The sequence below is a fragment of the Paenibacillus sinensis genome (assembly GCF_019904155.1).
Classification (GTDB): domain Bacteria; phylum Bacillota; class Bacilli; order Paenibacillales; family Paenibacillaceae; genus Paenibacillus_AQ; species Paenibacillus_AQ sinensis.
Map to the genome: position 1 here is coordinate 54770 of NZ_JAHCMB010000239.1, position 23233 is coordinate 78002.

The 23233-nt window shown below is 51.0% G+C and carries 22 protein-coding genes; 13 read left to right on the forward strand and 9 right to left on the reverse strand.

The features are described 5' to 3' along the window. Positions 1 to 65 precede the first annotated feature (65 nt). Positions 66 to 911, forward strand: a complete 846-nt coding sequence (locus tag KIH86_RS28280) for an SDR family oxidoreductase (protein WP_223083169.1) — start codon at positions 66 to 68, stop codon at positions 909 to 911. A gap of 122 nt (positions 912 to 1033) precedes the next feature. Then, a complete protein-coding gene (locus tag KIH86_RS28285; RefSeq protein WP_223083168.1) occupies positions 1034 to 1435 on the forward strand; it encodes a collagen-like protein in 402 nt (133 codons plus the stop codon). Positions 1436 to 1774: 339 nt separating this feature from the next. On the opposite strand, the gene KIH86_RS29725 is transcribed toward KIH86_RS28285, so the two are convergent. Next, on the reverse strand, positions 1775 to 2002 hold the full coding sequence (locus tag KIH86_RS29725; protein WP_235775647.1) for an SDR family NAD(P)-dependent oxidoreductase: 228 nt from the start codon (positions 2000 to 2002) through the stop codon (positions 1775 to 1777). Position 2003: 1 nt separating this feature from the next. On the opposite strand from KIH86_RS29725, the gene KIH86_RS29730 reads away from it, so the two are divergent. Then, positions 2004 to 2309, forward strand: coding sequence for a hypothetical protein (locus KIH86_RS29730; protein ID WP_268964270.1), 306 nt, complete (start codon positions 2004 to 2006; stop codon positions 2307 to 2309). A gap of 106 nt (positions 2310 to 2415) precedes the next feature. Here KIH86_RS29730 and KIH86_RS28300 read toward each other — a convergent pair whose 3' ends face one another. The 5 genes from KIH86_RS28300 to KIH86_RS28320 form a co-directional block, all read right to left on the reverse strand. Further along, positions 2416 to 2655: a hypothetical protein gene (locus KIH86_RS28300; RefSeq protein WP_223083167.1), complete on the reverse strand. Its 240-nt coding sequence runs from the start codon at positions 2653 to 2655 to the stop codon at positions 2416 to 2418. A 191-nt stretch (positions 2656 to 2846) separates the two neighbouring features. Further along, positions 2847 to 3764, reverse strand: coding sequence for a phosphotransferase (locus tag KIH86_RS28305; RefSeq protein WP_223083166.1), 918 nt, complete (start codon positions 3762 to 3764; stop codon positions 2847 to 2849). 217 nt (positions 3765 to 3981) lie between these two features. Continuing rightward, positions 3982 to 6345 carry a transglutaminase domain-containing protein gene (locus KIH86_RS28310; protein WP_223083165.1) on the reverse strand — a complete coding sequence of 788 codons (2364 nt, stop codon included), beginning with the start codon at positions 6343 to 6345 and terminating at the stop codon, positions 3982 to 3984. A 199-nt stretch (positions 6346 to 6544) separates the two neighbouring features. Further along, positions 6545 to 7306 carry an SDR family oxidoreductase gene (locus tag KIH86_RS28315; protein WP_223083164.1) on the reverse strand — a complete coding sequence of 254 codons (762 nt, stop codon included), beginning with the start codon at positions 7304 to 7306 and terminating at the stop codon, positions 6545 to 6547. Further along, on the reverse strand, positions 7303 to 7677 hold the full coding sequence (locus tag KIH86_RS28320; RefSeq protein WP_223083163.1) for a MerR family transcriptional regulator: 375 nt from the start codon (positions 7675 to 7677) through the stop codon (positions 7303 to 7305). The genes KIH86_RS28315 and KIH86_RS28320 overlap by 4 nt, the downstream gene beginning before the upstream one ends. Positions 7678 to 7910: 233 nt before the next feature. Here KIH86_RS28320 and KIH86_RS28325 point away from each other — a divergent pair, with 233 nt between their 5' ends. The 8 genes from KIH86_RS28325 to KIH86_RS28360 all read left to right on the forward strand — a co-directional run bounded on the left by KIH86_RS28325 (position 7911) and on the right by KIH86_RS28360 (position 15415). Beyond that, positions 7911 to 8999 (forward strand): glycoside hydrolase family 5 protein, encoded by a 1089-nt coding sequence (locus tag KIH86_RS28325; protein ID WP_407672374.1) that lies wholly within the window; start codon positions 7911 to 7913, stop codon positions 8997 to 8999. A 119-nt stretch (positions 9000 to 9118) separates the two neighbouring features. Beyond that, positions 9119 to 9814 carry a response regulator transcription factor gene (locus KIH86_RS28330; RefSeq protein ID WP_223083161.1) on the forward strand — a complete coding sequence of 232 codons (696 nt, stop codon included), beginning with the start codon at positions 9119 to 9121 and terminating at the stop codon, positions 9812 to 9814. Then, entirely contained in the window at positions 9807 to 10895 is a 1089-nt protein-coding gene (locus tag KIH86_RS28335; protein WP_223083160.1) for a HAMP domain-containing sensor histidine kinase, read from the forward strand. Before KIH86_RS28330 ends, KIH86_RS28335 begins: the two co-directional genes overlap by 8 nt. Positions 10896 to 10987: 92 nt before the next feature. Further along, positions 10988 to 11848 (forward strand): M15 family metallopeptidase, encoded by an 861-nt coding sequence (locus tag KIH86_RS28340; RefSeq protein ID WP_223083159.1) that lies wholly within the window; start codon positions 10988 to 10990, stop codon positions 11846 to 11848. A 36-nt stretch (positions 11849 to 11884) separates the two neighbouring features. After that, positions 11885 to 12415 (forward strand): VanZ family protein, encoded by a 531-nt coding sequence (locus tag KIH86_RS28345; protein WP_235775650.1) that lies wholly within the window; start codon positions 11885 to 11887, stop codon positions 12413 to 12415. Between the two features lie 84 nt (positions 12416 to 12499). Next, positions 12500 to 13288 carry a CPBP family intramembrane glutamic endopeptidase gene (locus KIH86_RS28350; protein WP_223110785.1) on the forward strand — a complete coding sequence of 263 codons (789 nt, stop codon included), beginning with the start codon at positions 12500 to 12502 and terminating at the stop codon, positions 13286 to 13288. Positions 13289 to 13515: 227 nt separating this feature from the next. After that, the gene (locus tag KIH86_RS28355) at positions 13516 to 14505 is read left to right on the forward strand and encodes a hypothetical protein (RefSeq protein ID WP_223083157.1); all 990 of its coding nucleotides are present in this window, start codon (positions 13516 to 13518) and stop codon (positions 14503 to 14505) included. Between the two features lie 133 nt (positions 14506 to 14638). Then, a complete protein-coding gene (locus KIH86_RS28360) occupies positions 14639 to 15415 on the forward strand; it encodes a hypothetical protein (protein ID WP_223083156.1) in 777 nt (258 codons plus the stop codon). Positions 15416 to 15498: 83 nt separating this feature from the next. On the opposite strand, the gene KIH86_RS28365 is transcribed toward KIH86_RS28360, so the two are convergent. Continuing rightward, the gene (locus KIH86_RS28365; protein ID WP_223083155.1) at positions 15499 to 17238 is read right to left on the reverse strand and encodes a CPBP family intramembrane glutamic endopeptidase; all 1740 of its coding nucleotides are present in this window, start codon (positions 17236 to 17238) and stop codon (positions 15499 to 15501) included. Between the two features lie 193 nt (positions 17239 to 17431). On the opposite strand from KIH86_RS28365, the gene KIH86_RS28370 reads away from it, so the two are divergent. Beyond that, positions 17432 to 18790: a TrkH family potassium uptake protein gene (locus KIH86_RS28370; RefSeq protein ID WP_223083154.1), complete on the forward strand. Its 1359-nt coding sequence runs from the start codon at positions 17432 to 17434 to the stop codon at positions 18788 to 18790. An 11-nt stretch (positions 18791 to 18801) separates the two neighbouring features. Further along, entirely contained in the window at positions 18802 to 19485 is a 684-nt protein-coding gene (locus KIH86_RS28375; protein ID WP_223083153.1) for a potassium channel family protein, read from the forward strand. A gap of 225 nt (positions 19486 to 19710) precedes the next feature. Here KIH86_RS28375 and thrS read toward each other — a convergent pair whose 3' ends face one another. Together thrS and KIH86_RS28385 are read right to left on the reverse strand one after the other, a co-directional pair. Further along, positions 19711 to 21624, reverse strand: a complete 1914-nt coding sequence (thrS, locus tag KIH86_RS28380) for a threonine--tRNA ligase (RefSeq protein WP_223083152.1) — start codon at positions 21622 to 21624, stop codon at positions 19711 to 19713. 479 nt (positions 21625 to 22103) lie between these two features. Next, positions 22104 to 23012: a LysR family transcriptional regulator gene (locus tag KIH86_RS28385; RefSeq protein WP_223083151.1), complete on the reverse strand. Its 909-nt coding sequence runs from the start codon at positions 23010 to 23012 to the stop codon at positions 22104 to 22106. Positions 23013 to 23233: the final 221 nt, after the last annotated feature.

Here is a 23233-nt window from a genome sequence, read left to right on the forward strand (position 1 = left end):
AGAGTTCACTTCATAGTTTATGCTTTAGCTATTCAAGCAGTCAATCACTGAAGGAGGAAATGAGTATGCATGTTTTGGTTACAGGAGCAACAGGGTATGTTGGTTCCGCAGTCGTCCGGGAACTGATCGGAGTGGGCCATACAGTGACGGGCCTTTACCGTTCTGAAGCGAAAGCCGCGGGATTAAAGGCGGCGGGAGCCGAAGCGCTGTACGGCACGCTAGGAGATCTCGATACGCTGCGCAGCGCCGCCGCTGCTGCGGATGGCGTGATTCATCTGGCGTTCACCAACGACTTCTCCGACTTTGAAGGTGCGTTGGCTCTGGATTTACAGGCCGTTCAGGCCATGGGAGCGGCGCTAGAAGGTTCCGGGAAGCCGTTCATTACTACGGCGCACGCAAATGGAACCGCTGTGGACCAGGCAGTGCTCGCAATGGCAGAGCGGAACATCCGGGCGTCCATCGTCTCGCTTGCACCGTCCGTACATGGCGAAGGCGATAAGGGCTTTGTGCCGATGATGATCAACATCGCCCGGGCGAAGGGGTTCGCCGCCTACATCGGCGAAGGAACAAACCGCTGGCCAGCGGTTCATCGCCTGGATGCGGCGGTGCTGTACCGTCTGGCGCTGGAATCTGCACCGGCAGGCTCACAACTGCTTGGCGCCGGCGATGAAGGCATTCCGCTCCGCCAGATCGCCGAAGTCATCGGGCGCCAGTTGAACGTGCCGGCGGTCAGCATAACATCTGAAGAAGCTGCCGCCCATTTTGGCTTTCTTGGCGCCATTGCCGCACTCGACATCACAAGCCTGTACAACACTGCGCAGGCGAGTCTGGCAACAAGGGAGCTTCTGGGCTGGACACCGGTGCAGCCTGGCCTGCTCGCCGATCTCGAAGAAGGACATTATTTTGCATAAAAAGAGGGGAGACCGACAGCACTGAATTGATGGGTGGAGATTTTTAATGGGCATTCGCCCAAGCGCCCTCTCCGCGAATGCATATGATGATTATGCCTATTCATTGAAAGGAGCGATCACATATGGGATTTTTTCCAATGCCGGGAACCAGCGGAGGAGTTCCGGGATTCCCGGGCGGATCTGGCGTGCCAGGAGGACCGGGGGGACCAGGAGGTGGATTTCCTGGAGGAGCTCCGGGGACTCCGGGACAGCCGGGGGGTGCACCGGCAGGCGTTCAAGCGCCGACGGCTCCTCCACCGCAATTCATACCGCAAATGCCGGTCACCACATTTGCCATCGACCCCGGCGGGATCAGATTCTGCCTGTACCGCAACACATACATTTGGCTGAACAACGGCGAGCAATTCTGGTTCTTCCCGGTATTCGTCGGGCGTAATTCAATTGCAGGGTTCAGATGGTTCGGTTTCTTCTGGTCGTACTTCGGCATTGATTTGAATCGGATTAGCGCGTTCACGTGTTTCTAAGGCAGACGGCACAGTGAGCCGTATTACAGAGCCGTCTTATACATGTATGGCGAGCAGCTAGTGCCTGCAAAATAATTCAAGAGGATGTCTCAAAGCTTTAACGGCGGAGAGACATCCTCTTTTTTTTCCTATAGATTACCACTTAGCTCCGTGCCATCGCATTCGAAAGTGTATCCGGAAAGTATTTCCCTGCAAAGCGCAAAAATTTGGAGAAGCCCGGAACGACCCTCTTTTTGTTTTTCTCCATCCCTTGAATCCCGTGCTTTACAAGCGTATCCAGACTCATATTGGGTATACTGCCGCCGCTTTGCATGTCAGGTTGAAGATTGGTTTCCGCAACTAGGGGGGGGGGACAAGCTCCATAACGTGAATATTTCCCCCCGATTTCTTGAGTTGGTTTCGCAGCGCATCGGTAAACATATGCACTCCCGCCTTTGTAGCCGAATAGACGGGATGAATAGGTGAAGTGACGTAGGAAAGACCGGAGCTTGCGCTGTCGTGGCTGGACCATGAACTGGCGCGGCTTTTTCCATTTGACACGGGCAAGTACTCGTCTAAGAAGGACATCGTGCACGAATGGCTATGGGTATTAAGTCAATCGAAATATGAAGCTTATATGCGTGAGCCTGAAATGTTTAAGCTGTATACAACCTATATCGATCGAAATCCGGCAGTACTCGTTCGGCACATCGGCGATTTGTTGGGCAGCTTAAAGGCAGCGAGCGGCATTGAGGACGTTGGGCGGCTGAATGCTATTATGCTGGCGTTTTCTTATTTTTCCGCGCCGGCTTATGCAGACAATTGGCTGCGTATGGATTTCAAGGCAGAGTTCGAAGCGGTCTGGAAGCTGATCGAGGCGGGGATTGAGGGCTAATCGTACGAATAGGTGGAATATGCAGCTCTTTGGTGAATTTTCGGCGATTGGCCTGTTAAGCTGAACCTTATCATAAGTAACGGCGATCGCCAGCCTGCCCTGCAGATTACCCGACCCCATCACTTTCCAACAAGTCATAAAAATTATCCCGGTCCTCGTCATCGAATTGGCCAAGCGTCCGTACCCTGATAAATTCATGCCCGCCATACATGTCTATTTCCTCGCCATAGCTATTGTAGAGCGCGATCATATTGCCATCCTGATTCAGCTCCATGTATCCATAGCATTTAGCCTCAGGTGCTTGACCGAATAAGAGGGTAAATTTGATTTTGTCCACGCTGTTCATGCAGCGCCTCCTTATCTGTCTTTCGTAATGATTTTACGTGGAACCGGATAATTTGGAAAAAGCGCTCTCGCTCCTCATACTCCGAAATTTATTCCTGTTGCGAAAGCGTAAGGGGGGATATCCCGCTATGTCGCTTATTCGCATCATTTCTCTTGACGGGACGGGATTTCGGAAGTATTATAACGTGCCGGTTAACTCTGCAAGGCAGTATCATTTATTAACTCCTCATATAGATTATTTACATCATTCAGCAGACCGGGTATCCAAGCTTCTGCTCCTGGGATTATATTGATGCCGCCAAATAAAAGCCAATGTAATGTTTTAATCAGCCAACATAAACCACCAATTCGCACTTGCCAGTTCAAATGATCAATTTGTAAATTAGTTGCCTCCATGTAAACTGAAATCATATCTTCTCTTGAGAGGTTGCAGAAGATGTGTGCTTCCTTAATTAAGCAATACAAGTCACCAAGATGCGGACTTAAATAAGCATTGGACCAATCAATCGGCATAATGCCATTTTTATGAATCAAAAGGTTTTTTGCATGATAATCATGATGAACCAGTGAAGCAGGGACCATTTGATAGAGCTGATCTAAATGATGAGGTAATACTCTCTTGACTTGCAGTAACACTCTGTTTGTGTCTAAATCATCCGAGCTCAATGTATCATCCAACAGTTGAAGAAATTCGTTCTTTGAAACTGAATATGCTTCAATGGACTTTCTTGATACCTTCTTTAAATTGGCTGTTGCTCTCACTCTAAGCTTTGCTAATTCCCTCGAGGCCTCAAGAAAATACTCGGGTTCCGGTTGTTGTTCCAAATTTCTTATTCCGGCATCTTCCATGATCATCACTCCACTGTCCTTCAGTTGAAAAAATTCAAAGATGTGCGGAGCTTTGATTTGCAGTGGATTCACTAATTTTTGGTACACCTCAACCTCCCTTGCCATCTCACTTCCGCCCCATTTTATAATGCGTGATTCACCTGTGTTCAACTTTACTCTGTAAACTTCTGAAAGAGCCCATTTCCTTAAAAGTGACCATTCAGATACCTCATTCAATAAGGGGATCATCGTGCAATAAGCTGAAAAGCATATTGGAATCATATTTGCATCCTCCCATACATTTGTTAACGAGCATAGTTTTACATATATAGTCAAAAAAATATAGACTTAAATCGCTATTCTCCAATCTGTGTTTAAAAAAGTTAAAGACCCCTGCGAAAGGGGTCTTTGTTGTGTTGCGCAATCATGAAATATGCTTTAGGTGGAGGCTTTGTTCGGCCACTGGTGTATAGATGACAGCTGCCGATTTCGGAGAAGCTTATTTACCTTTTGCAGAGACGGTATACAGATTGTTCTTCGCATCATATGTCAGCTTGAACGTAACTTGGGGATCATGCAGATACGGTATGAGCGGCTTGATGGTCTTGTCGGCCATGCGGAAGCTCAGTTTGAATCCGTCCGTCCAGATGAAATTCTGCAACAGGTAAGCTCTTACCTCATCCTGCGATTTCAGGTTCATCGGATCGAGATTCTTGAACATTTTGGGTTCGGGGACGCCCATAATCGGAACATGGTCCTTCATGAATGTAAAGCGGTCCTTCAGGAAATAGGTGTATTTGATCTGCTTGCTGTCGTCATCATCCCAGGTCGCATCGACGAACAGCCATTGCCCGTTGACATATACGGAATTCCAGGCATGCTCCATCTCAAAGTTGGCTTCATAGACGCAGGGAATGGATGCCCGTCTGGACAAGTACATGAACAACAGCGCATAGTCGCCGCAGACGCCCTTTCCCTTGTCAAGGGTGACCAGGATGCTTTCAACTGTCTGCTTGTCCCGTAATTTAATGTCATAGGTAGTATGAGTCACGATATAATCATGAATCGCCTTCACTTTCTGCTGATCCGTCATACCCGGCTTGATGATCTTGGCCAGGATCGCATCCAGCTTCGGATTCAGCTTCTGGTTGATGGAATCCGGCTGCATCGTCATGTTCACGTTGTCGCCGGTTTTGACGACCTTCGGCTCAATCGCGTACTGCATTCCCGGACCGTAGTAGCCTTCCTTTAGGTCAAAAAAGGCTACGCCCGTCTTCATCGTGAATTTTACGCCGTTCTCCGGTGTGAAGAACTCGATTACCGCGCCGCCGGTATCCACTTTGGTGTACTTCCCATTCGGCTTGATTTTGCTCAGGACGGTGCCGTCCAAATAGTCGTTGAGATATTCGTTAATGTCATCCTTGTCTTCGAACAGCAGATTAACGGTATCCTTCCCGACGATAATTTTCGAGGCGTTCCCGAGGCTGTAGGGAATATTGTAGCCGCGCAGACTTCCGAACTCGAACAGCCTGTGATCCAGAATCGCCTCTTCCTTCGTATAGCTGCTCTGCGGTTCGAATTTATCAATACGGGTGCTCATGCCGCCTGTCAGGCAGCTGGCTACGATATTCTGGTCGGCGGCCGGAATCTTGTTGGCATCCGAAATCTGCAGCCAGTTGTTGAACCCTGCATCATAGATAGTCCCGTCGATCAATCGTCTGGCTGCTTCCAGCCGGGTCAGCGTCTTGCTCAGGTTCTGCCCGTCATCAATCATGCCGTAGATATAGGCCATCTTGATATAGTCCGGACTGTCTGCGGCGATACTCGAATCCTGGATAACGATTTTGTCGCTTAGCGGCTCTGCAGACCCGAAATACAGCTTCGCCAGCTCATCCAGTGTTATCGCTTTCGTAAATCCGGAGGTAAACGGCTCTGTCAAATCCCCATCCACGATCTGCTTGGTGATATAGTCTTTGTAATCACTGGAAGGCACATCGGCCGGATATTCGAAATACTCCTGCTGTTTCTCCGTCTCTCTGTCCTGAACCGCCCATTTCACCCCAATAGCGATGCTATCTATCAGATCTTCTACCGATTCCGATCCGTCGTACAGGGTCTGTTCCGGATTGACGATTTCATCATGGATGACTGAGAGCGCCCGGGAAGCGACAATTTTCGAGAGACTCTGCTCCACGAACAAGTTCTCCACTTCGCCCGGCAGCTCCTGCAGAACGTCCGCGCCGACCTTGTTCCCTTTCTGGATCGATTGATTCAAATACCGCGTAATCTTGTCCTTGACCAGCAGGTCGGATTGGCTGACCTGGTCTTTCTCCTTGCCCATTCGGGCGAAGTTGCCAACCAGCCCTGTAAAAGTATAGAACCTGTCTTCATTGACATCCAGATAGAAGCTGACCGTCTTGCCTTCCGTGTCCCAACCGTAGCTGCTGCCTTGGGCAATCTGCATTAGCTGGGCGAAGTGATCCGCTATGAGCTTGTATTCCTGCGAAGAGAAACCGCCTAGTTCCTCTTCCTTGATCTCGATGTTGGCCCGGATCTCATTCAGCTTCCGCTCCGCAGCCGCTGTCTTCTGCTGATCCGTTATTTTCTTAACCGTGCGGGTAACTTTGTCTTTCTTATCCTCTTCATCGCCTATGAGTTCATAGTATTCCAGGGGGACGACCTCATCTTTGGGATATTGCAGAAATTGCTTCTCCATTTGCTGAAAGATGCTGTTCAGTGCCGGATTTTGTGAAAAATAAGACGTCGCCGCAAATGCGGTACTCCTGCTCATCGCCCCCATTGCGCTCATCACACTCATCACGGTCATCAGCACAGCCATGATCAATGCGGTTCGTTTCCTCATGTCACTTGGGCCTCCTCTTCATAGCCTTTTGTCCTATATTTTCCTATCATAGTGCAAAAGTTCCGGGAGGTTCTATGATATACTGCCTAAAGTCAGCCAAAACATGACGTTTACTGCAAGCTTTTGCAGCATCGTTCCACAGATAAAAAGGGCCATCCGCGGAGGATCGCCCTGATCTGTATTGCTGGTTCGAACTCTTTTATTCAATAAAGTTTTTCGTGGCTTGATACATATTTTCGGTGTATTTGTCGATTTCATCTCGCGACATTCGCAAACGGGCTGCAGAAGTGCCGTACCCGATTTCATTGTCGCCCTCTGCCAATTTGTCGAAAACTCCATCTGCGAAGGCATCCAGCGGTTCTCCATGATTATGCAGGCCCACGCCGCCTAAATTGGTATTTACTGCCGGGGGAGCAACCTCAATGACCTCCACAGATGTGTCGGAAAGCTGGTGTCTGAGACTCATCGTAAATGAATGAAGCGCCGCCTTGGAGGCCGAATAAATCGGAGCAATCGCAAAAGGAGTGAAAGCCAACCCGGAAGTCACATTAATGATCGCCGCCGTTTCTTTTGCTGCGAAATATGGCGCGAACAGTATAGAGAGATGGAAAGGCGCTTCGATGTTCGTTGTGATCTCGTTATTGAAATAACTCCAATTGTTCTTCACATCCGCTTTTAACACATTGTAGCGCTGCTGGATGCCTGCGTTGTTCACCAGCACATTCACGTCCGGATAGTTCCCGGTTACCCAATCATACAAGGCCACACGCTCGGATTCCACATTCAAATCACTTACACGGGTAATGAGGCCAGGGATTTGTTCTTTCGCATCCTGAAGCACATGTTCACGCCGCCCGCTAACAATGACGGTATTTCCGGCTTTGATAAAGCGCTCTGCAAAGGCCAGTCCGATTCCGGAACCTCCGCCGGTAAGCAAAATGGTGTTACCTGATAGCTTCATGATTGTTCCTCCTGAATTCGTTTAGTATAGCGTTCAATCTTGACATCAATGCCTTGCAAGGATTCCGTCATCAATGAAATCTCGTCCAGCACTGCCTGCTTGTGCTTCATCATCATGTCAAGCCGGCGTTCAATCGTGCTGTCTCCCTCGATGATCCAACTCATATACTGCTTAATGCTGCTGATTGGCATATGCGTGTTCTTTAGACAAATAACGGTTTGAAGGAGCGCCATTTGAATTTCCGAGAATAACCGTCTGCCTGCGTCATCGCGTTCGATCAGCGGCAGCAGCCCTTTTTTTTCATAATAGCGCAATGTGGATTCCGGAATATTGAATTTGGCAGAAGCTTCGCCGATAGTGTAATACTTCATTTGAAGGCCTCCATAACTTGCATTTCATTGTCGACATGAATAGGATACGACTTAAACCATAGTTTAAGTCAACAGGGCAGTTTTGGCTGGGAGTTGCCGCCTCTGTGACTTTACATGCCTCCTTCGTTGTCCGATATTAAATAGAAATAATCATACAGGAAGCAGGCTGATCGCATATGAACCTTCATAGAAAATATGTTGCTTTGGGAATCGTCGTTGCCGCTTTATGTACTATGTTTCTGGGCGCGCCGCAGTCAGCCGCCGCTGACAATACAGCTTATTACCATACGAAAGGCTCACAGATACTGGATCACTCGGGCAAGCCGGCTGCCTGGAATGGGCTGAATTGGTTCGGATTTGAGACATCAAATTATGCTCCGCATGGGTTATGGACCCGGAACATGGAAGAGATGCTGGATCAGGCGAAGAAGATGGGATACAACTTGATCCGGCTTCCGTACAGCAACCAGATGTTTGACAAGGGATCTGTAGTAAGCGGCATTGATTTTACGAAGAATCCGAATTTGAAGAATAAAACGCCGATTCAAATTATGGATCTGTTCATTAAGGAAGCGGGCAAGCGCGGCTTCAAGATTATTCTGGACCGTCATCGCCCGGATGCTGGCAGCCAATCGGAACTGTGGTACACATCCTCTTACCCGGAGAAGCGCTGGATTGACGATTGGGTGATGCTGGCCAAGCGCTATAAGGGGAATCAAATCGTGATTGGCGCAGACCTGCATAACGAGCCTCATGGCAGAGCGTCGTGGGGAACCAATGACAAGATGACGGACTGGCGGCTGGCCGCGCAGCGGGCAGGAAATGAAATACTGAAGGTAAACAAGGATTGGCTCATTATTGTTGAAGGTGTCTCTGCTAATGTTAAACAGTCCAGCGGTGACTACTGGTGGGGTGGCAATCTGCAAGGAGTCGCCAAGTATCCTGTGAAACTGAATGTACCGAATCGCCTTGTCTATTCCGCACATGATTACGGGCCGGGAGTCTATCAGCAATCCTGGTTCAATGCCCCGAACTTTCCGGATAATTTGCCGGCGGTGTGGGATCAATACTGGGGCTATATCAGCAAGCGGGGCATTGCCCCGGTGCTTGTGGGAGAATTCGGCGGCCGCTCTGTCGATACGGGGTCCCCGGAAGGCAAATGGCAGCGCAAGCTGGTCTCCTATATTAAGGCCAACAATCTCTATTGGACGTATTGGAGCTTGAACCCTAACAGCGGGGATACAGGCGGATTGCTGCTGGATGATTGGAATACCTGGAACAAGGATAAGCAGGCGATGCTGGCGCCGATTATGAAGAAGTGATGGAGGGAATAGGGGACGTATCGTTCGGACCGCAGCGTGGGACAACCGTCTTCTGTTAGGGTAGAATAAGAATTGTATGCAAAGACAGTTATAGTTATTTTATTCAGGAGCGGGATAGGATGAGGCAGATCACGATTTTGATAGCTGATGATGAGACGGAAATTGCGGATCTGATTGCGCTGCATCTGGAAAAAGAGGGCTACCGCCTCATTAAAGTCTCGAATGGGAGGGATGCTGTTCGTGCGGTCCAATCCCATTCGATTGATTTGGCAATTCTGGATATCATGATGCCGGAACTGGATGGACATGAGGTGACACGCCAAATTCGGGAGCAGCATCGGATGCCGATCATTTTCCTGAGCGCCAAAACATCTGACCTGGACAAGATCACGGGGCTTGTGATCGGGGCCGATGATTATATGACCAAACCGTTCAATCCGATGGAGTTGGTGGCAAGGGTGAATGCTCAGCTGCGGCGTTCCATGCAGTTGAACCTGCCGGACACAGGCAACAATCCGGTAATTGAGGCAGGCGGTCTGACCATTGATCCGGATAAGCGTACGGTGTTCCTGTATGGCAGAGGTATTGAGCTGACTCCGAAGGAGTTCGATATTCTGTATTTGCTGGCGAGCCATTCCAAGAAAGTATTCAGCGCAGAAAATATTTTTCGGCAAGTATGGGGCGATGCTTACTACGAAGGCGGTAATACCGTCATGGTGCATGTCCGTACCCTCCGGAAAAAACTTGGTGAAGATGCAGACAAGAACAAATGGATCAAAACCGTATGGGGAGTAGGTTATACGTTCAATGGCTAAGATGATGCGGAGCTTCCGGTTTAAAATGATCTACTATCTGGGCCTAAGCATGCTGTTCTCGGGCGCGATCACCTATGCGATCTATAAAGCGCTTCAACTCTATTACCATGCAACGGTTATGGCAGAGGATACCGCAGCGCAATTTCGTCACATGATGCGCAGTATCGGGGATTTGAATTTCTTTCTGATCTTCTTTATTCCGCTAGCGATTTTGTTCTTCTACCTGCTGACGAAGCCTTATGCCACCTATTTTCATGAAATATCGACGGGGATACACCACCTCGCCAATGGCGATTTTAACAACCGTGTGCATATTTCGTCGAATGACGAGTTCGGGACGATCGCGGCGGACATGAATGTGGCCAGTGAGAAGCTGCAGCAAGCGGTTGAGCGTGGGGATTTTGCCGAGAGCAGCAAGGAGCAATTGGTCTTGAACCTGGCTCATGACTTGCGTACGCCGCTGACTTCGGTATTGGGATATCTGGATTTTATCCTTCGGGACGATCAATTGACCGCAGAGCAAGTGAGACATTATACGACCATTGCCTACACCAAATCCCGGCGCCTGGAGAAGCTTATCGATGAATTATTTGAAATCACCAGAATGAATTATGGCATGCTGACGATTGATAAGAACCAGATAGACTTAAGCGAGCTTCTCCTGCAATTAAACGAAGAGTTATATCCTGTGTTTGAGAACAATCATCTGGAATCCAGATTGGATATCGCTCCGAATTTGCATATTATGGGGGACGGAGAGCTGCTGGCCCGTGTATTCGAGAACCTTATGACCAATGCGGCCCGTTATGGCAAGGACGGTCAGTTTGTCGATATTAGCTGTAAACAAGCAGCAGGAGAAGCGGTCATTCGAGTGATTAATTACGGGGACATGATTCCGCCGGAAGAGCTGCCGCATCTGTTTGATATGTTTTTTACTGGGGACAAGTCCCGGGTACATCAAGAGGGAAGCACAGGTCTCGGATTGTTCATTGCCAAAAATATTGTAGAGCAGCATCAAGGAACCATTTCCGCCCAGAGCAGTGTGATTCGTACGGTCTTTGAGGTGCGTCTGCCGCAATAAACAAACTTAAGAAAAACTTTATTTTTACCCCACTTCTTTTTTTAAATGTTTTCCTTATCCTGAATGGACGAAAGTTAAGGAGGACGTGGAAGATGAAGAAGTGGGTTTTTTGGCTTGTCATCCTGTTACTGTTAGGAGTTGAAGCCATTCTGCAGGAATTTGGCGGCGAAGATCATCATCCAGGAGCAACTGACCTGCGTCAGGAGGTTTCCTCCAGCAAGGACGATATTTTGATAAGTATGACGAAAGAGCAGATCTACATAGGCAATTTGTTATTGGTCAATAAGGAGCATTCTGTTCATCCGCAAGGGGTAACATCCGATGTAGTCAATCTGTTCCAGCATAAGGAGCTGGTGAAGGGTTATGGGCTGCTGAATAACACGATCCGGCTGTCACAGAGCGTTGCGGAGCAATTTGAATCCATGATCGGCGCTGCGAAGAAAGACGGAGTCAGTCACTTTATGATCAGCAGCGGTTATCGGGACACTTCGGAACAGAGACTGCTCTATCGGGAAAAGGGTGCCGATTACGCCCTGCCGGCGGGCCATAGCGAGCATAACCTGGGTTTGTCCCTGGATATTGGTTCTACCAAGGGGGAAATGAACGATGCGCCTGAAGGAAAGTGGCTGGAACAGCATGCATGGGAATACGGGTTTGTTCTGCGTTATCCGAAGGACAAAGCGGCGATCACGGGAATCCAGTATGAGCCCTGGCATTTTCGTTATGTCGGGCTGCCGCACAGCGTCATTATGCGGGAGAACGATTTTACCCTGGAGCAATATGTGGAGTATCTGAGAGAGAACAAGACCCTTGAGAGTACCGTTAATGGAGAGAAATACGAAATTGCTTATTATCCAGTTGGGAAAAAGACGGCCATCCCTGTACCCGCGAATCGCCGTTATGAAATATCGGGCAACAACGTCGACGGAGTCATTGTAACTGTGCTTCCCTAGGCGGCGTCCAGAAAATCAGGAAGGTGTGAATGAGAAATGAAGCCTAAGAAATTATGGAACGAGTATATGGTGCCGGGACTGTTCGCCTTATATATGTATGCCTTGCTCAAAGTGATTCTATTTAAGTTTGGCTCGATCAATATCCCCTTTCTGTGGGGTCAGCTGTCAAAACTTATGGCCGATCCTGGGCGTATCATGAACCGGCTGCAGCTCGCCAATTTTACACCGTTCCTATCCATATCCCGGAATATTCACAATCAGTCGAGCCTCGATCTCATCAACCTGGTTGGCAATATCGTGATCTTCATGCCATTCGGTATTTTTCTTGCAATATCCGGGAACCGGAGGATATCATTTATGGGTGTACTCATCCGAGCATTTGGTTTCAGTTTATTTCTGGAATGCTCACAGATTATTTTTTCCATCGGGAGCTTTGACGTCGACGACCTTATTCTTAACACCACTGGGGCGTTACTGGGATATGGGGTGTATAGGGTTTATGGGAAGTACATAAAGTCATCCGCTGACCAGAATGGGACAAGGGTCACAGGAGAGCGGCGGGCTTGATCGCGTGAATGTTGCGGCCTTATTTTGCAGGGAATTAATAGAAAAGTATGGAATATTGATATTTACCAAGATAAGTGGGGGAGTATGATTTTGGTAAAGGCCAAAGGGGTTATTATTAAAGTTACATGGGTCATTATTTTGCTGATAATTTTATATAGCGTACAACATTTGGTGAATTTTTTATCCTATGACTATCGGGGACCTTCGAGTTCTCTTGTTAAGGTCTTCTCTGTTATAGGAATCGAAGGGAATATTGCCCGCTTCATTTTATGGGATCTATTTCAGGTGGCAATTACTATAATTGGCTGCAAGCTGTTGATCAAAAAGACTCTTAAGGAATTAGGATTCAATCTTCACAACTTGAAAAGCGGTGTCCGGTATATTTGCACTTTTCTATTGATATTCCCTTTAATTCAAGCTATTGCCTGGTTCATCATCTACAAATGGATGGGAATGGATGCATTAACAGGAGGGGTGTCGAACGAATCGATTGTGTATGCAATTCAAGATATTCTTGTATATGGCTTACTGCCGGGTGTAGGTGAAGAGCCCTTATTTCGAGTTTTTGTTATCCAATTTTTGCTGCTCACAGCATTTAAGGAACAAGATTTGAGCGATAGAAGCACCATGGTGTGGGTTGTGTTGATTTCAGCTATTTGCTTCTCCTATGGGCATATCTATATAGTGTCATGGTCACCTTTTACCGTTACCTATAGTGCTATTCAACTGCTTACTGCTTTTGTTTTAGGCATATTTTATGCAGTTACATATATAAGAACGAAAAGTATTCTGACAGCGGTTGTGTGTCATAATTATTCTGATTTTATTAATAGATTGGGAAATTACATTTTATTTTATTTATTGCTTGCTTAAGGTATTAAAAAAGTGGAAAGATTTTCGTCGGGGGAGGAATCCCCCGATTTTTTGTTGTTTCTTCACTCCCCATCGAATTGGCAAGGAAATATTTTTCGGTCTCGAGAAGGAGGAATAAACCCTTCATCAGACTGGTAAAAGGAGCTGCCGGTATCCTTTATACTACGGATAAAGGCCATGTGCCTGAACAAACGAACGTAAACGCGAGTGAGGTGGAGTTGAGAACCATGAATGCTAATCAAAATCAGAGAACTCTCTATGCGACTTTCGAGAATGAAATACAATTACCAATCCTGGATATTACGCATCCCCTTTTCAACGCAAGTATTGATGAGCATGCCTATCATTTGAACTGTCTCAAGTCATCCCGGAGTATTGAATCCTTAAAGAAGATGCCTGGCTTTATTCAGAACATCTTTATAAAAATGTCAAATGTGGACAATTCCTATCTTAGCGGCATGCGAACTTTGCTGTATAAGCTTGGTCCCGAGTTAAGCCGGGGGATAAAATTAGGGCTTAGGGACAAGTGGGCGGTGAAGCAAACCTCTTTCATGGGACTTCGGATCAGGCTGAGGGATCTTTGCCGACACCAGTCTAAAATTTTGCTGCCCCAGCTCAAGCAATTCCCTGAACGGAACCTATGCTTCTTCAATATCGCTGGGGGTGCCGCTGCCGATAGTATCAACACCCTGATTCTAATTCAGGAATCGGACCCGGAATTACTCAAGGGACGGAAGATTGAGATCAACATTTTAGATATCGATATCTATGGCCCCAATTTCGCAGAACGATGCATCGATGTTTTGAAGCAGCCGGGAGAACGCTTCCATGGTCTGGACATCACCCTCAATACGATTTATTATGACTGGAGCCAACCAGAGGCATTAGTAAAGTTGAGTTTGGAACGCTGCGGCTGGATTCAGCTCTGTTCATCGGAGGGCGGTCTTTTTGAGTACGGTTCGGATTCAGATATCATTGAAAATTTAAACTATTTTTTTATCAACTCCCCGCCGGACGCCCGGGTTACGGGTTCATTAATTTTCGACCGGGACCATGTGAATCCGGGATACCTGGGTTTTACAGAGTTTATTGGCGTGCAAATCCAATATCTTGGGCTTGAGGGGTTGCAGCGGATTTTAACCCAAACCTCGTGGGTGCTGGAAGAATCCCATGAAATTGATACGATCTATATTTTATTTTCATTGAAGAAAGCGTGACTTATTGATTGACAGCACCATTTTGAACGTGATAACTTTGCATTAATAATAAAGGCAATGTAACCTTCGGGTTCAACCTCGCTGAGAAGTGGGTTGGACCCTTTTTTGCATTCAAAATCAGAGGAGGATTCGTATGCTGAGAACAGATTTGCTGCTGCAACGGCTGGGCGAGATCGGCAAGTCGCTCGAACGCAAGGGGGGAGCTCTTTATTTATTAGGCCTTGGTTCCGTTGGGGCCGAAACAGAGCGGTTGGATGAATATTCGGATTTGGATTTCTTTGTTATTGTGAAACCGGGGGAGAAGAACAGATATATCGACCGATTGGATTGGCTCGAAGATATACAGCCTCTTGCCTATGCATTCAAGAATTCGGATGTCGGGTACAAGATACTGTTCGAGGACGGAATTTACGGGGAGTATGCGGTATTCGAGGAATGGGAGCTGGCGAACGCTTCCTATATGGGGGCACGGCTTATATGGAAGGACCCGATGTATGTCAATACGGAAATCACCACACCTGTAAATCCAATCCCCTCCCTAAAAAATGATTCCCTTGACTTTCCCTTGAACGAAGCCTTAACCAATTTGTACGTAGGGCTCGGCCGCTATGCAAGGGGAGAACGCCTGTCCGCTGCGAGGTTCGTTCAAGGCTATGCTATAGACAGTATTCTATCCGTGCTCCATCTACTGGAGCCCGAGGTGGATTGCTTTCCCGATCCATTCGGAAATGAGAGACGGCTAGAGAAGAGATTCCCCTGTTTTGCGGAAATCATCGGAGACATGATACAGGGATACGATCATGTTCCCGAATCGGCGCTTCGTATTTTAGATTATCTAGAAGAAGTGTATCCGGTCAATCCAACGCTAAGCGATGAGATCCGGCGATTGGCTAATGTGACTTGCCGATAGTTGCAGCGCAGGGATGCCAATAGATAACGACAGCCGAAGTCCAAGACTTTATTTTCAAGTCCGGGTCTTCGGCTGTCTTGTTTCTATGAAGGGAAAAGAGGTTGTGCCACGGAGTCCGGCGCTTCCGGCCCTGGCTCATCCCGCGGAGGCTCGGGTCTGCGCTCACGCCCCGGCGGATTGAAGCGATAGACGATGTAGCCGACGATAAACGGCATCACGAGCGTTACGATGCCCGCAACGACGTTCACCGGCTCGCGCATGAAGATCAAAGTCGCTCCCATCAGGATGCTGTCGAAGACGACATGGCTGAACATGGCGGTAATGAAGCCGTAGCGCAGAAAAATATAGCTGAACAGCAGCCCGATCACCGTCAGCTCGATCGGACGGGAGCTGATCGGATATATTGGGTACAGTGTATGCCCGAACGCCCAGATGATCGTGGTGATCAGGCTGGCAAGCAGCGTGCTGCGCACGATCTTCTTCAGCATCCGGATGCCGAACAGCCGGTAGACCGCCTCTTCGGACAATCCGGCGAGCCAGGCCATGACGGGAAGAAGCCACGGATAGCGCATATTGTAGGGCGACTGTGATGCATCTGTCGTTGACCAGTTATGGAGCGTGTACTGAAGCAGGATGAACATGAGCGTCTGCACGCCGAGCAGGACGAACGCCCATATATAGCCGGCGTAGACGCTGTCCAGCACGTACTTGCCATAGCCCGCCTCTTTGGCACGGGGCCACGGATTCAGCCCTTCTTCCTTCCGCCAGAGGCCGTTGCCGCCCACGAGGGAGAAGTAGAGAAGGGAAGCCATCAGCAGGCTGTACAGCGTGTAGATGACGAACATGATGATCGAGGTTACCCGTCCTTCCATGGAGTCGGATGAGGTCTCCGGCAGCGAATTATACGTGCTGATCATCATAATGACGAAGAAGACAATGCTCAGGAAGACGCCGCGCTTAAAAGAAGTATGGCTCCGCCGGAGTATGCTGTAGATCAGCGCCAGGATGCCGAGCGCCAGGGTCGGAAGGCCGTAGCCAAGCAGCGTCAGCCGGGTGGCGGTTGACACCTGGTCGTCTACGTAATCCGTATGCCACTTCGGCGCCCAGAAGCTGGGATGGAACAGCGACACCTGCCCATCCGAGAATTTAAAGGCGTAGCGAAGCGGCGCTTCTCCTACTTTGACATTGTTATCGGCGTAGATCAGGCCGTACCCGTCAGTTGCCGGCAGTTGTTCCAGCCTTGATATATCAACTCCCCATAGCTTCAGCCAGGGCTCCGCAAGCACCACCCTTTTTTGCGCGTTGACGGAACCATCGTTTGCAAACTCCGAGTCGCTTTCCTTCCCCGTCAGGACCTCCTCGGTCACTTGGGTGGGATGGAGCTGCCCTGCGGCAACCCGGGAGAAGCCGACCGGCTCGCCCGTATACATATTCAAATCCACGGTCAGCCTATCCCATGTCTCCTTCTGGCTGTCCAGCGAAACGTGGAATGTATCGAACGGATATCGCTCATCCAGCTTCCGTTCCGTATAGCTGTCCAGTAAATTCTCGCGGGACATATAGCCGTAGAACGAAGAATCCGATGTATAAGTTACAGTCCAGCGGTCGCCGGATTGCGGTATGTATCCAAGGTTCTCCTGCGCAAATCGGGAAGCCTTGAGGGATGCGTCCGATTTGGCTATGGCCTGCTCGGTTCCGGCTCCAGGCTGGTTCAGAGAGGGGATGATCTGGAACATGGCGAACAGGATCAGGCCGATCAGGCCCGCGAGAATGAGTGTTCGGGATAGGGGCCGCAGCTTAAGCGGCTGTCCGACGCGATTCATGAAACGCCTCCTTGAAATATGATGGCTGAAATCTTATAGCTTCTATAAAAATAGCACAGCCGGACCGTTTAAAGCCAATATTTAGGAAGAAGATTGGCCGTTTGTCCAAAAAAAGCTGAAAATCCCCGCCAAATCTGATACGATCGCGATAGGGCCTGGATTTTCGAAAGTGCAACAAGAATGGGGGAAAGAGATGGCCTCACCGATACCCAAAATCTCAGATTTTCGCTGGCTGAAGTTCTCTCCGCCGCAAATTCTCGTCATCGGGTTTGCTCTAATCATTATGATCGGAGCCCTGCTTCTTATGCTGCCTGTATCTCATACACATGGGCAGGGACTCAGCTTTCTGGACGCGGTCTTCACGGCGACCTCCGCCGTATGTGTGACCGGGCTAGTCGTGCATGACACCGGTACGTTCTTCTCTGTCTTCGGACAGGTTGTCATAATGGTGCTAATTCAGATTGGGGGCCTGGGCTTCATGTCGATGGCTACCCTGTTCGCCTTGGTGTTCCGGCGGCGGATTTCGCTGCGGGAGCGGCTGGTGCTGCAGGAAGCGATGAACCAGAGCTCCATGGAAGGGATTGTCCGGCTGATCCGCAGTGTCCTGATCTATTCGCTGGTCATCGAGGGCGGCGCGACCATTCTGCTTACGATCCGCTGGGCGTTTGACATGCCGTTTGGGCGAGCGGTCTTCTTCGGGCTGTTTCATGCGGTCTCGATGTTCAATAACGCAGGCTTTGATCTGTTCGGGAACTACCGGAGCCTTACCGGCTATACATCCGATCCGGTCGTCAATCTGGTCGTCATGTTCCTGATCGTGTCAGGCGGGATCGGGTTCATCGTCATGTCGGACCTGATCCAATACCGGAGGGGGCGCCGGTTGTCACTGCATACCAAGGTGGTGCTGACCTCGACGGCGGCGCTCATCGGAATTGGAGCGCTCGTGCTGTTCGTCTTCGAATTTACGAATACGCGGACGCTTGGGCCGCTGAGCTTCGGAGGCAAAGTCTGGGGAGCGTTCTTTCAATCCGTCACGCCCCGTACGGCCGGTGCGAATACGCTGGACCTGACGGGGCTCCGCCAGGCATCCCAGTTCTTCATCATCATCTTGATGTTCATCGGCGCCTCTCCCGGTTCTACGGGTGGCGGCATCAAGACCACGACCTTCACGATCATGCTGGGGGCGGTAATCGCCATGCTGCGCGGCCGCGATGATATCGTGCTGTTCCGCTACCGGCTCAGCCAGGAGCGGGTCTTCAAGGCGCTGACGATCACCGTGCTTGCGCTGCTGCTGATCGGGACCGTTACCATGGTGCTGTCCACAACGGAGGAGGTTCCGTTCCTGAATCTCCTGTTCGAGACGACATCCGCTTTTGCCACGGTGGGCCTCAGTCTTGGCGTGACTCCGGAGCTGTCCGGGACGGGCAAAGTTCTCATTGCGCTGACGATGTTCATCGGCCGACTTGGCGTTCTGACCTTGGCATATGCGCTTGGGCCGAAGAAAGGCAAGTCCCTGTATCGCTACCCGGAAGGAAAAATGATTATCGGATAAGGAGTTAGAACATGAAAGCACAGCAGTTTGTCGTCATCGGCCTCGGCCGCTTTGGCTCCAGTCTGGCGCTCGAGCTTATGGAGATGGGTTATGAGGTGCTCGGGATCGACCATAACGAGGAACGGGTAGAGGAAATGGACGACCGGCTCACGCATGCCGTCATGGCGGATGCCACGGATGAGAGCGTGATGCGTTCCCTCGGCGTCCGCAATCTGGATTGCGGCATTGTAGCGATCGGCGACGATATGGAGCGCAGCATCCTGACCGCTATTCTGCTCAAGGAGCTTGGTGTCAAGATGGTGGTCGCCAAGGCGATCAGCATCCTGCATGGGCGCGCGCTGGAGAGGCTTGGGGTGGACCGGGTGATCTTCCCCGAGCGGGATATGGGCGTCCGGGTGGCGCATCAGCTCGTCACACCGCATCTGCTCGATTATATCGAGCTGTCCAAGGATTACCGGATTGTCGAGCTGACCGTGCCTTCCTGCATGGACGGAAAAAGCCTGGCCGCGCTCAACACCCGGGGCAAATACGGCTGCAGCATCATCGCGCTCAACCGCAAGGGAGAGGAAGGCGTGATTGTCGCGCCGACGGCGCATGATTACTTGCACGCCGGAGACATCATGGTCGTGATCGGCTCCAACGAGAGCATCGACCGCTTCGAAGAGGAAGCGGTCGATGTTGAGGAAGCGCCCTGACGCTTAGTATCACGATTCAAGCCCCCGGCGGCGTGAGCTGCGGGCAGTGCTGCCTTAGAGCTGAGTCCGTTGAGGCAATGGTTTATTCTGACTGAGATTTGATCTGGTCAGGCTACCGGCTTCGCGTGATGTGCCCTTGTTTGGCTGAAGCCGGAAGGCGCAGTATCCGTGCCTTAACCGCTTGCCCCAGCCGATATCTGAAGCGCTTGACCAATCGCCGTACCCTTACCGCTTCGCGGCGATTTCCTCCTGCAGCTGCGCGATCAGCTCCGGCACGCTGCTCACACCGGCGTCACCGCCGCTCCGTGACCGTACCGACACGGAGCCGGAGGCCTGCTCATTCTCTCCGACAATGAGCATATAGGGCGTTCTCAGCAGCTGGGCTTCCCGGATTTTGTAGCCCAGCTTCTCCGGCCGCAGGTCCGCCTCGGCCCGGATCCCGGCGGCTTCGAGCCGCTGCTTCAGCTCGGCGGCATAGTCAGCCGAGGCGTCCGAGACCGGCAGAACCCGCGCTTGCACCGGCGCCAGCCAGAGCGGGAACGCCCCGGCGTAATGCTCGGTCAGGATGCCCATGAACCGGTCAATGGAGCCGTACACGGCCCGGTGGATGACCACCGGCCGGTGCTTGCGGCCGTCTTCCCCTACATAATGCAGGTCGAACTTCTCCGGCATCTGGAAATCCAGCTGGATCGTTCCGCACTGCCAGCTCCGCTTCAGGGCATCCAGAATATGATAGTCAATCTTCGGGCCGTAGAATGCGCCGTCGCCTTCGTTCAGGCGGTAGGGCAGACCGTTGCGGTCGAGGCTGTTCCGCAGGGCAGCCTCCGCTTCGTTCCAGAGCTCATCCGAGCCGAGGGAATCCTCCGGCCGGGTGGACAATTCCACCGTGTATTCGAAGCCGAAGACACGGTATACATGATCGATAAGCTCCATGACGCGGCCGATTTCCGCTTCGATCTGCTCCGGCAGGACGAACAAGTGCGCATCGTCCTGGCAGAAGGTGCGGACCCGCATCATTCCGCCAAGCGCTCCCGACAGCTCATGCCGGTGTACCTGGCCGAATTCGGACAGCCGGACCGGCAGCTCCCGGTAGGAGCGCAGCTCGTTTTTGTAGATCAGCATATGGCCCGGACAGTTCATCGGCTTCAGCGCGTACTTGCTGTCGTCCACATTGGTAAAATACATATTGTCCTTGTAATGATCCCAGTGTCCGGATTGCTCCCAGAGCCGGTTGTTCATCATCAGGGGTGTGCGTACTTCGTCATAGCCCCGCTGGAACTGCAGCTCCCGGGCGAAATTCTCCAGCTCGTTCCGGATCGTCATGCCACCCTTGAGGTAAAAGGGCATTCCCGGCGCCTCTTCGGAGAACATGAACAGCCCGAGCTCTTTGCCAAGCTTGCGGTGGTCGCGCTTCTTCGCCTCTTCCAGATAGCGGAGATGCTCCTCCAGCATACTTTTATCCGGAAAAGCAGTTCCGTAGATGCGCTGCAGCATCGGTCTGGCGGAATCCCCCCGCCAATAGGCTCCCGCCACATTCAGCAGCTTGAACGCCTTGACGCGCCCTGTGCTTGGGAGATGGGGGCCACGGCATAGGTCGGTGAATTCCCCCTGGGTGTAGATGCTGATGACGGCATCCTGCGGAAGATCGGCGATCAGCTCCAGCTTCAGCGGCTCCTTCAGCTCCCCGAATATCGACAGGGCTTCCTCCCGGGAGACCTCCCGCCGCATGATGGGCAGATTCTCGCGGATAATGTTCTCCATTTCCCGCTCGATTGCGGCTAACTCATCGACGCTCAAGGAACGGTCGAGCTCGACATCGTAGTAGAATCCGTCCCGGATGACGGGACCGATGCCCAGCTTGACGGCGCTGCCGCCGAACAGCCGTTTGAGCGCCTGTGCCATAATATGGGCGGTGCTGTGCCGGGCAATTTCTATACCTTCGGGGCTGTCCGCCATAATCAGGGTCAGGAGGCAATCAGACTGAAGCATCACGCTCAAATCAGCCGTATGCCCGTTCACTGTGCCCGCCACTGCCCGCTTTCGTATTCCTGTGCCGAGTGATTCCGCCACTTGCATAATCGTCGTGCCGACCGGGTACCTCCTTACTGCGCCATCTGGTAATTTTACGTTGATCTCCATCTGCATAGCCTCCATTTCCCGAAAATTTGGTCTTTCGTTGTTCGGTCTTTCGTTGTTCGATTGACTAACGATAATTTCATGATCAGCCGGCCTGACAATAACCTGCGGACGCAAAAAAACGCAGCCCGTCCTGTAAGGGACGAGTGCGTTTAAGCCCGTGGTTCCACCCTGATTTGACCTGCAGCACCCAAAGCTCCGGAAGTTCCGGGCGCCCTGCCATGCGCAAGTCCTCATAGCATCCGGTAACGGGGATGAATCGGCTGCGCATACTGCCCGGATGAGCGCTGGAATCAGCGTCATGCCAAGGTTCCGCGAAGCGGCTGCAAAGGGGTAATTCCGCATCCGGTTGCCGAAGAAGCTCTCAGCACTCACTTCTCTCTCTGGCGGCCCGTTAAGGGAATCATGTCTTTGGTCAAAGCCTGATCAATGAAATTGGTACTACCTTACATCAGGACAGGCTGCCGAGTCAAGCGGCATTTTTACGGGACAGGGGGCAGTCCGCCCTGGAACACTCCTTCGGTGACCCGGATCAGACTGCGCGCCGCCGGGCTTAAATCGCCCGGTTCGCGGTAAATCATGCAGGTCGTCCGCTTGGTCATTTCGAGCTCCCGGATATGCAGGGAGGCGAGTCCTCCTCCGGCCAGCAGCTCCGGCCGCAGATAGGAATTCGGGAGCAGCGCAGCCGCCTTGATCGTCGGCAGAAGCCGGATGATCGCCTCGAAGGAGTCGATCTCCATGCGGATGTCGGGCTGGACCCCGCTGCGCTGGAACAGGTCGTCGGTCATCCGGCGATACCAGCTGCCCTTGGAGAAGAGGATCATCGGCTGGCCGGTCAGATGCTCCATCTCAAGCCTCGGGAGCTGGGCGAGCGGATGATGTCCGGCGACGACCAGCCGCAGCCGGTCCTCGAACAGCGGCACGCAGCGCAGGCCCGCTTCATCCGTGGCGGAGGCGATGATGCCGACCTCGGAGCGCCCCTCGCGGACCGAGGTGACGATTTCATGCGTTTTGCCGGTGATGAGCTTCAGCTCCGCCGCCGGGTATTGTTCCATGTATGCGTTTACGAGCGGCGGCAGCGTCGTCTGCAGAGTCGTTAGGCTCGCTCCCATCGTCACCGACAGCGGCTCGCCCTGTTTGAATTTGGAGATGGCCTCCAGAAATTTGGCGCGATGCTGGCGCTGCTCCAGAGCATAGGTATAAGCGAGACGTCCGACCTCGGTCAGCTCCAGTCTTTTGCCGAACCGGTTGAATAGAGGGACCCCCAGCCGCTCCTCCAGCTTGGAGATTTTGCGCGACAGAGCAGGCTGTGACAAATTTAGTTGACGGGACGCCCTGTTCAAACTTGATTGCTCAACTACTGCCGCGAAAATATCGAAATCGTCAAACATCACTGTCACTCCTATCGCCGCCGGGATCTATGTTTTTCGAAATTGAGACAGATTTTGTCAGCTTCTCTTATGCGTTAATAGTATAACGTTTAATAATCAGTTTGCAATTCCCTTATAAGCGAAAAAAGAGTAACATACAAAGTGACACAAGATATTCACAATTTGTAAAAATCGATGATAAGCCTTGCCAGGAGCGGGAGAAGGCCAAAAACAGGTGATTT

Bases quoted from the DNA above. Each gene is read 5' to 3' on its own strand.
- KIH86_RS29725 (WP_235775647.1), bottom strand. From the start codon at position 2,002: ATGTCCTTCTTAGACGAGTACTTGCCCGTGTCAAATGGAAAAAGCCGC.
- KIH86_RS28360 (WP_223083156.1), top strand. From the start codon at position 14,639: ATGCTGAGAACAGATTTGCTGCTGCAACGGCTGGGCGAGATCGGCAAG.
- KIH86_RS28315 (WP_223083164.1), bottom strand. From the start codon at position 7,306: ATGAAGCTATCAGGTAACACCATTTTGCTTACCGGCGGAGGTTCCGGA.
- thrS (WP_223083152.1), bottom strand. From the start codon at position 21,624: ATGGAGATCAACGTAAAATTACCAGATGGCGCAGTAAGGAGGTACCCG.
- KIH86_RS28385 (WP_223083151.1), bottom strand. From the start codon at position 23,012: ATGTTTGACGATTTCGATATTTTCGCGGCAGTAGTTGAGCAATCAAGT.
- KIH86_RS28280 (WP_223083169.1), top strand. From the start codon at position 66: ATGCATGTTTTGGTTACAGGAGCAACAGGGTATGTTGGTTCCGCAGTC.
- KIH86_RS28350 (WP_223110785.1), top strand. From the start codon at position 12,500: ATGATTTTGGTAAAGGCCAAAGGGGTTATTATTAAAGTTACATGGGTC.
- KIH86_RS28305 (WP_223083166.1), bottom strand. From the start codon at position 3,764: ATGATTCCAATATGCTTTTCAGCTTATTGCACGATGATCCCCTTATTG.
- KIH86_RS28345 (WP_235775650.1), top strand. From the start codon at position 11,885: ATGAAGCCTAAGAAATTATGGAACGAGTATATGGTGCCGGGACTGTTC.
- KIH86_RS28320 (WP_223083163.1), bottom strand. From the start codon at position 7,677: ATGAAGTATTACACTATCGGCGAAGCTTCTGCCAAATTCAATATTCCG.
- KIH86_RS28300 (WP_223083167.1), bottom strand. From the start codon at position 2,655: ATGAACAGCGTGGACAAAATCAAATTTACCCTCTTATTCGGTCAAGCA.
- KIH86_RS28285 (WP_223083168.1), top strand. From the start codon at position 1,034: ATGGGATTTTTTCCAATGCCGGGAACCAGCGGAGGAGTTCCGGGATTC.
- KIH86_RS28370 (WP_223083154.1), top strand. From the start codon at position 17,432: ATGGCCTCACCGATACCCAAAATCTCAGATTTTCGCTGGCTGAAGTTC.
- KIH86_RS28340 (WP_223083159.1), top strand. From the start codon at position 10,988: ATGAAGAAGTGGGTTTTTTGGCTTGTCATCCTGTTACTGTTAGGAGTT.
- KIH86_RS28335 (WP_223083160.1), top strand. From the start codon at position 9,807: ATGGCTAAGATGATGCGGAGCTTCCGGTTTAAAATGATCTACTATCTG.
- KIH86_RS28365 (WP_223083155.1), bottom strand. From the start codon at position 17,238: ATGAATCGCGTCGGACAGCCGCTTAAGCTGCGGCCCCTATCCCGAACA.
- KIH86_RS28330 (WP_223083161.1), top strand. From the start codon at position 9,119: ATGAGGCAGATCACGATTTTGATAGCTGATGATGAGACGGAAATTGCG.
- KIH86_RS28355 (WP_223083157.1), top strand. From the start codon at position 13,516: ATGAATGCTAATCAAAATCAGAGAACTCTCTATGCGACTTTCGAGAAT.
- KIH86_RS28310 (WP_223083165.1), bottom strand. From the start codon at position 6,345: ATGAGGAAACGAACCGCATTGATCATGGCTGTGCTGATGACCGTGATG.
- KIH86_RS28325 (WP_407672374.1), top strand. From the start codon at position 7,911: ATGTTTCTGGGCGCGCCGCAGTCAGCCGCCGCTGACAATACAGCTTAT.
- KIH86_RS28375 (WP_223083153.1), top strand. From the start codon at position 18,802: ATGAAAGCACAGCAGTTTGTCGTCATCGGCCTCGGCCGCTTTGGCTCC.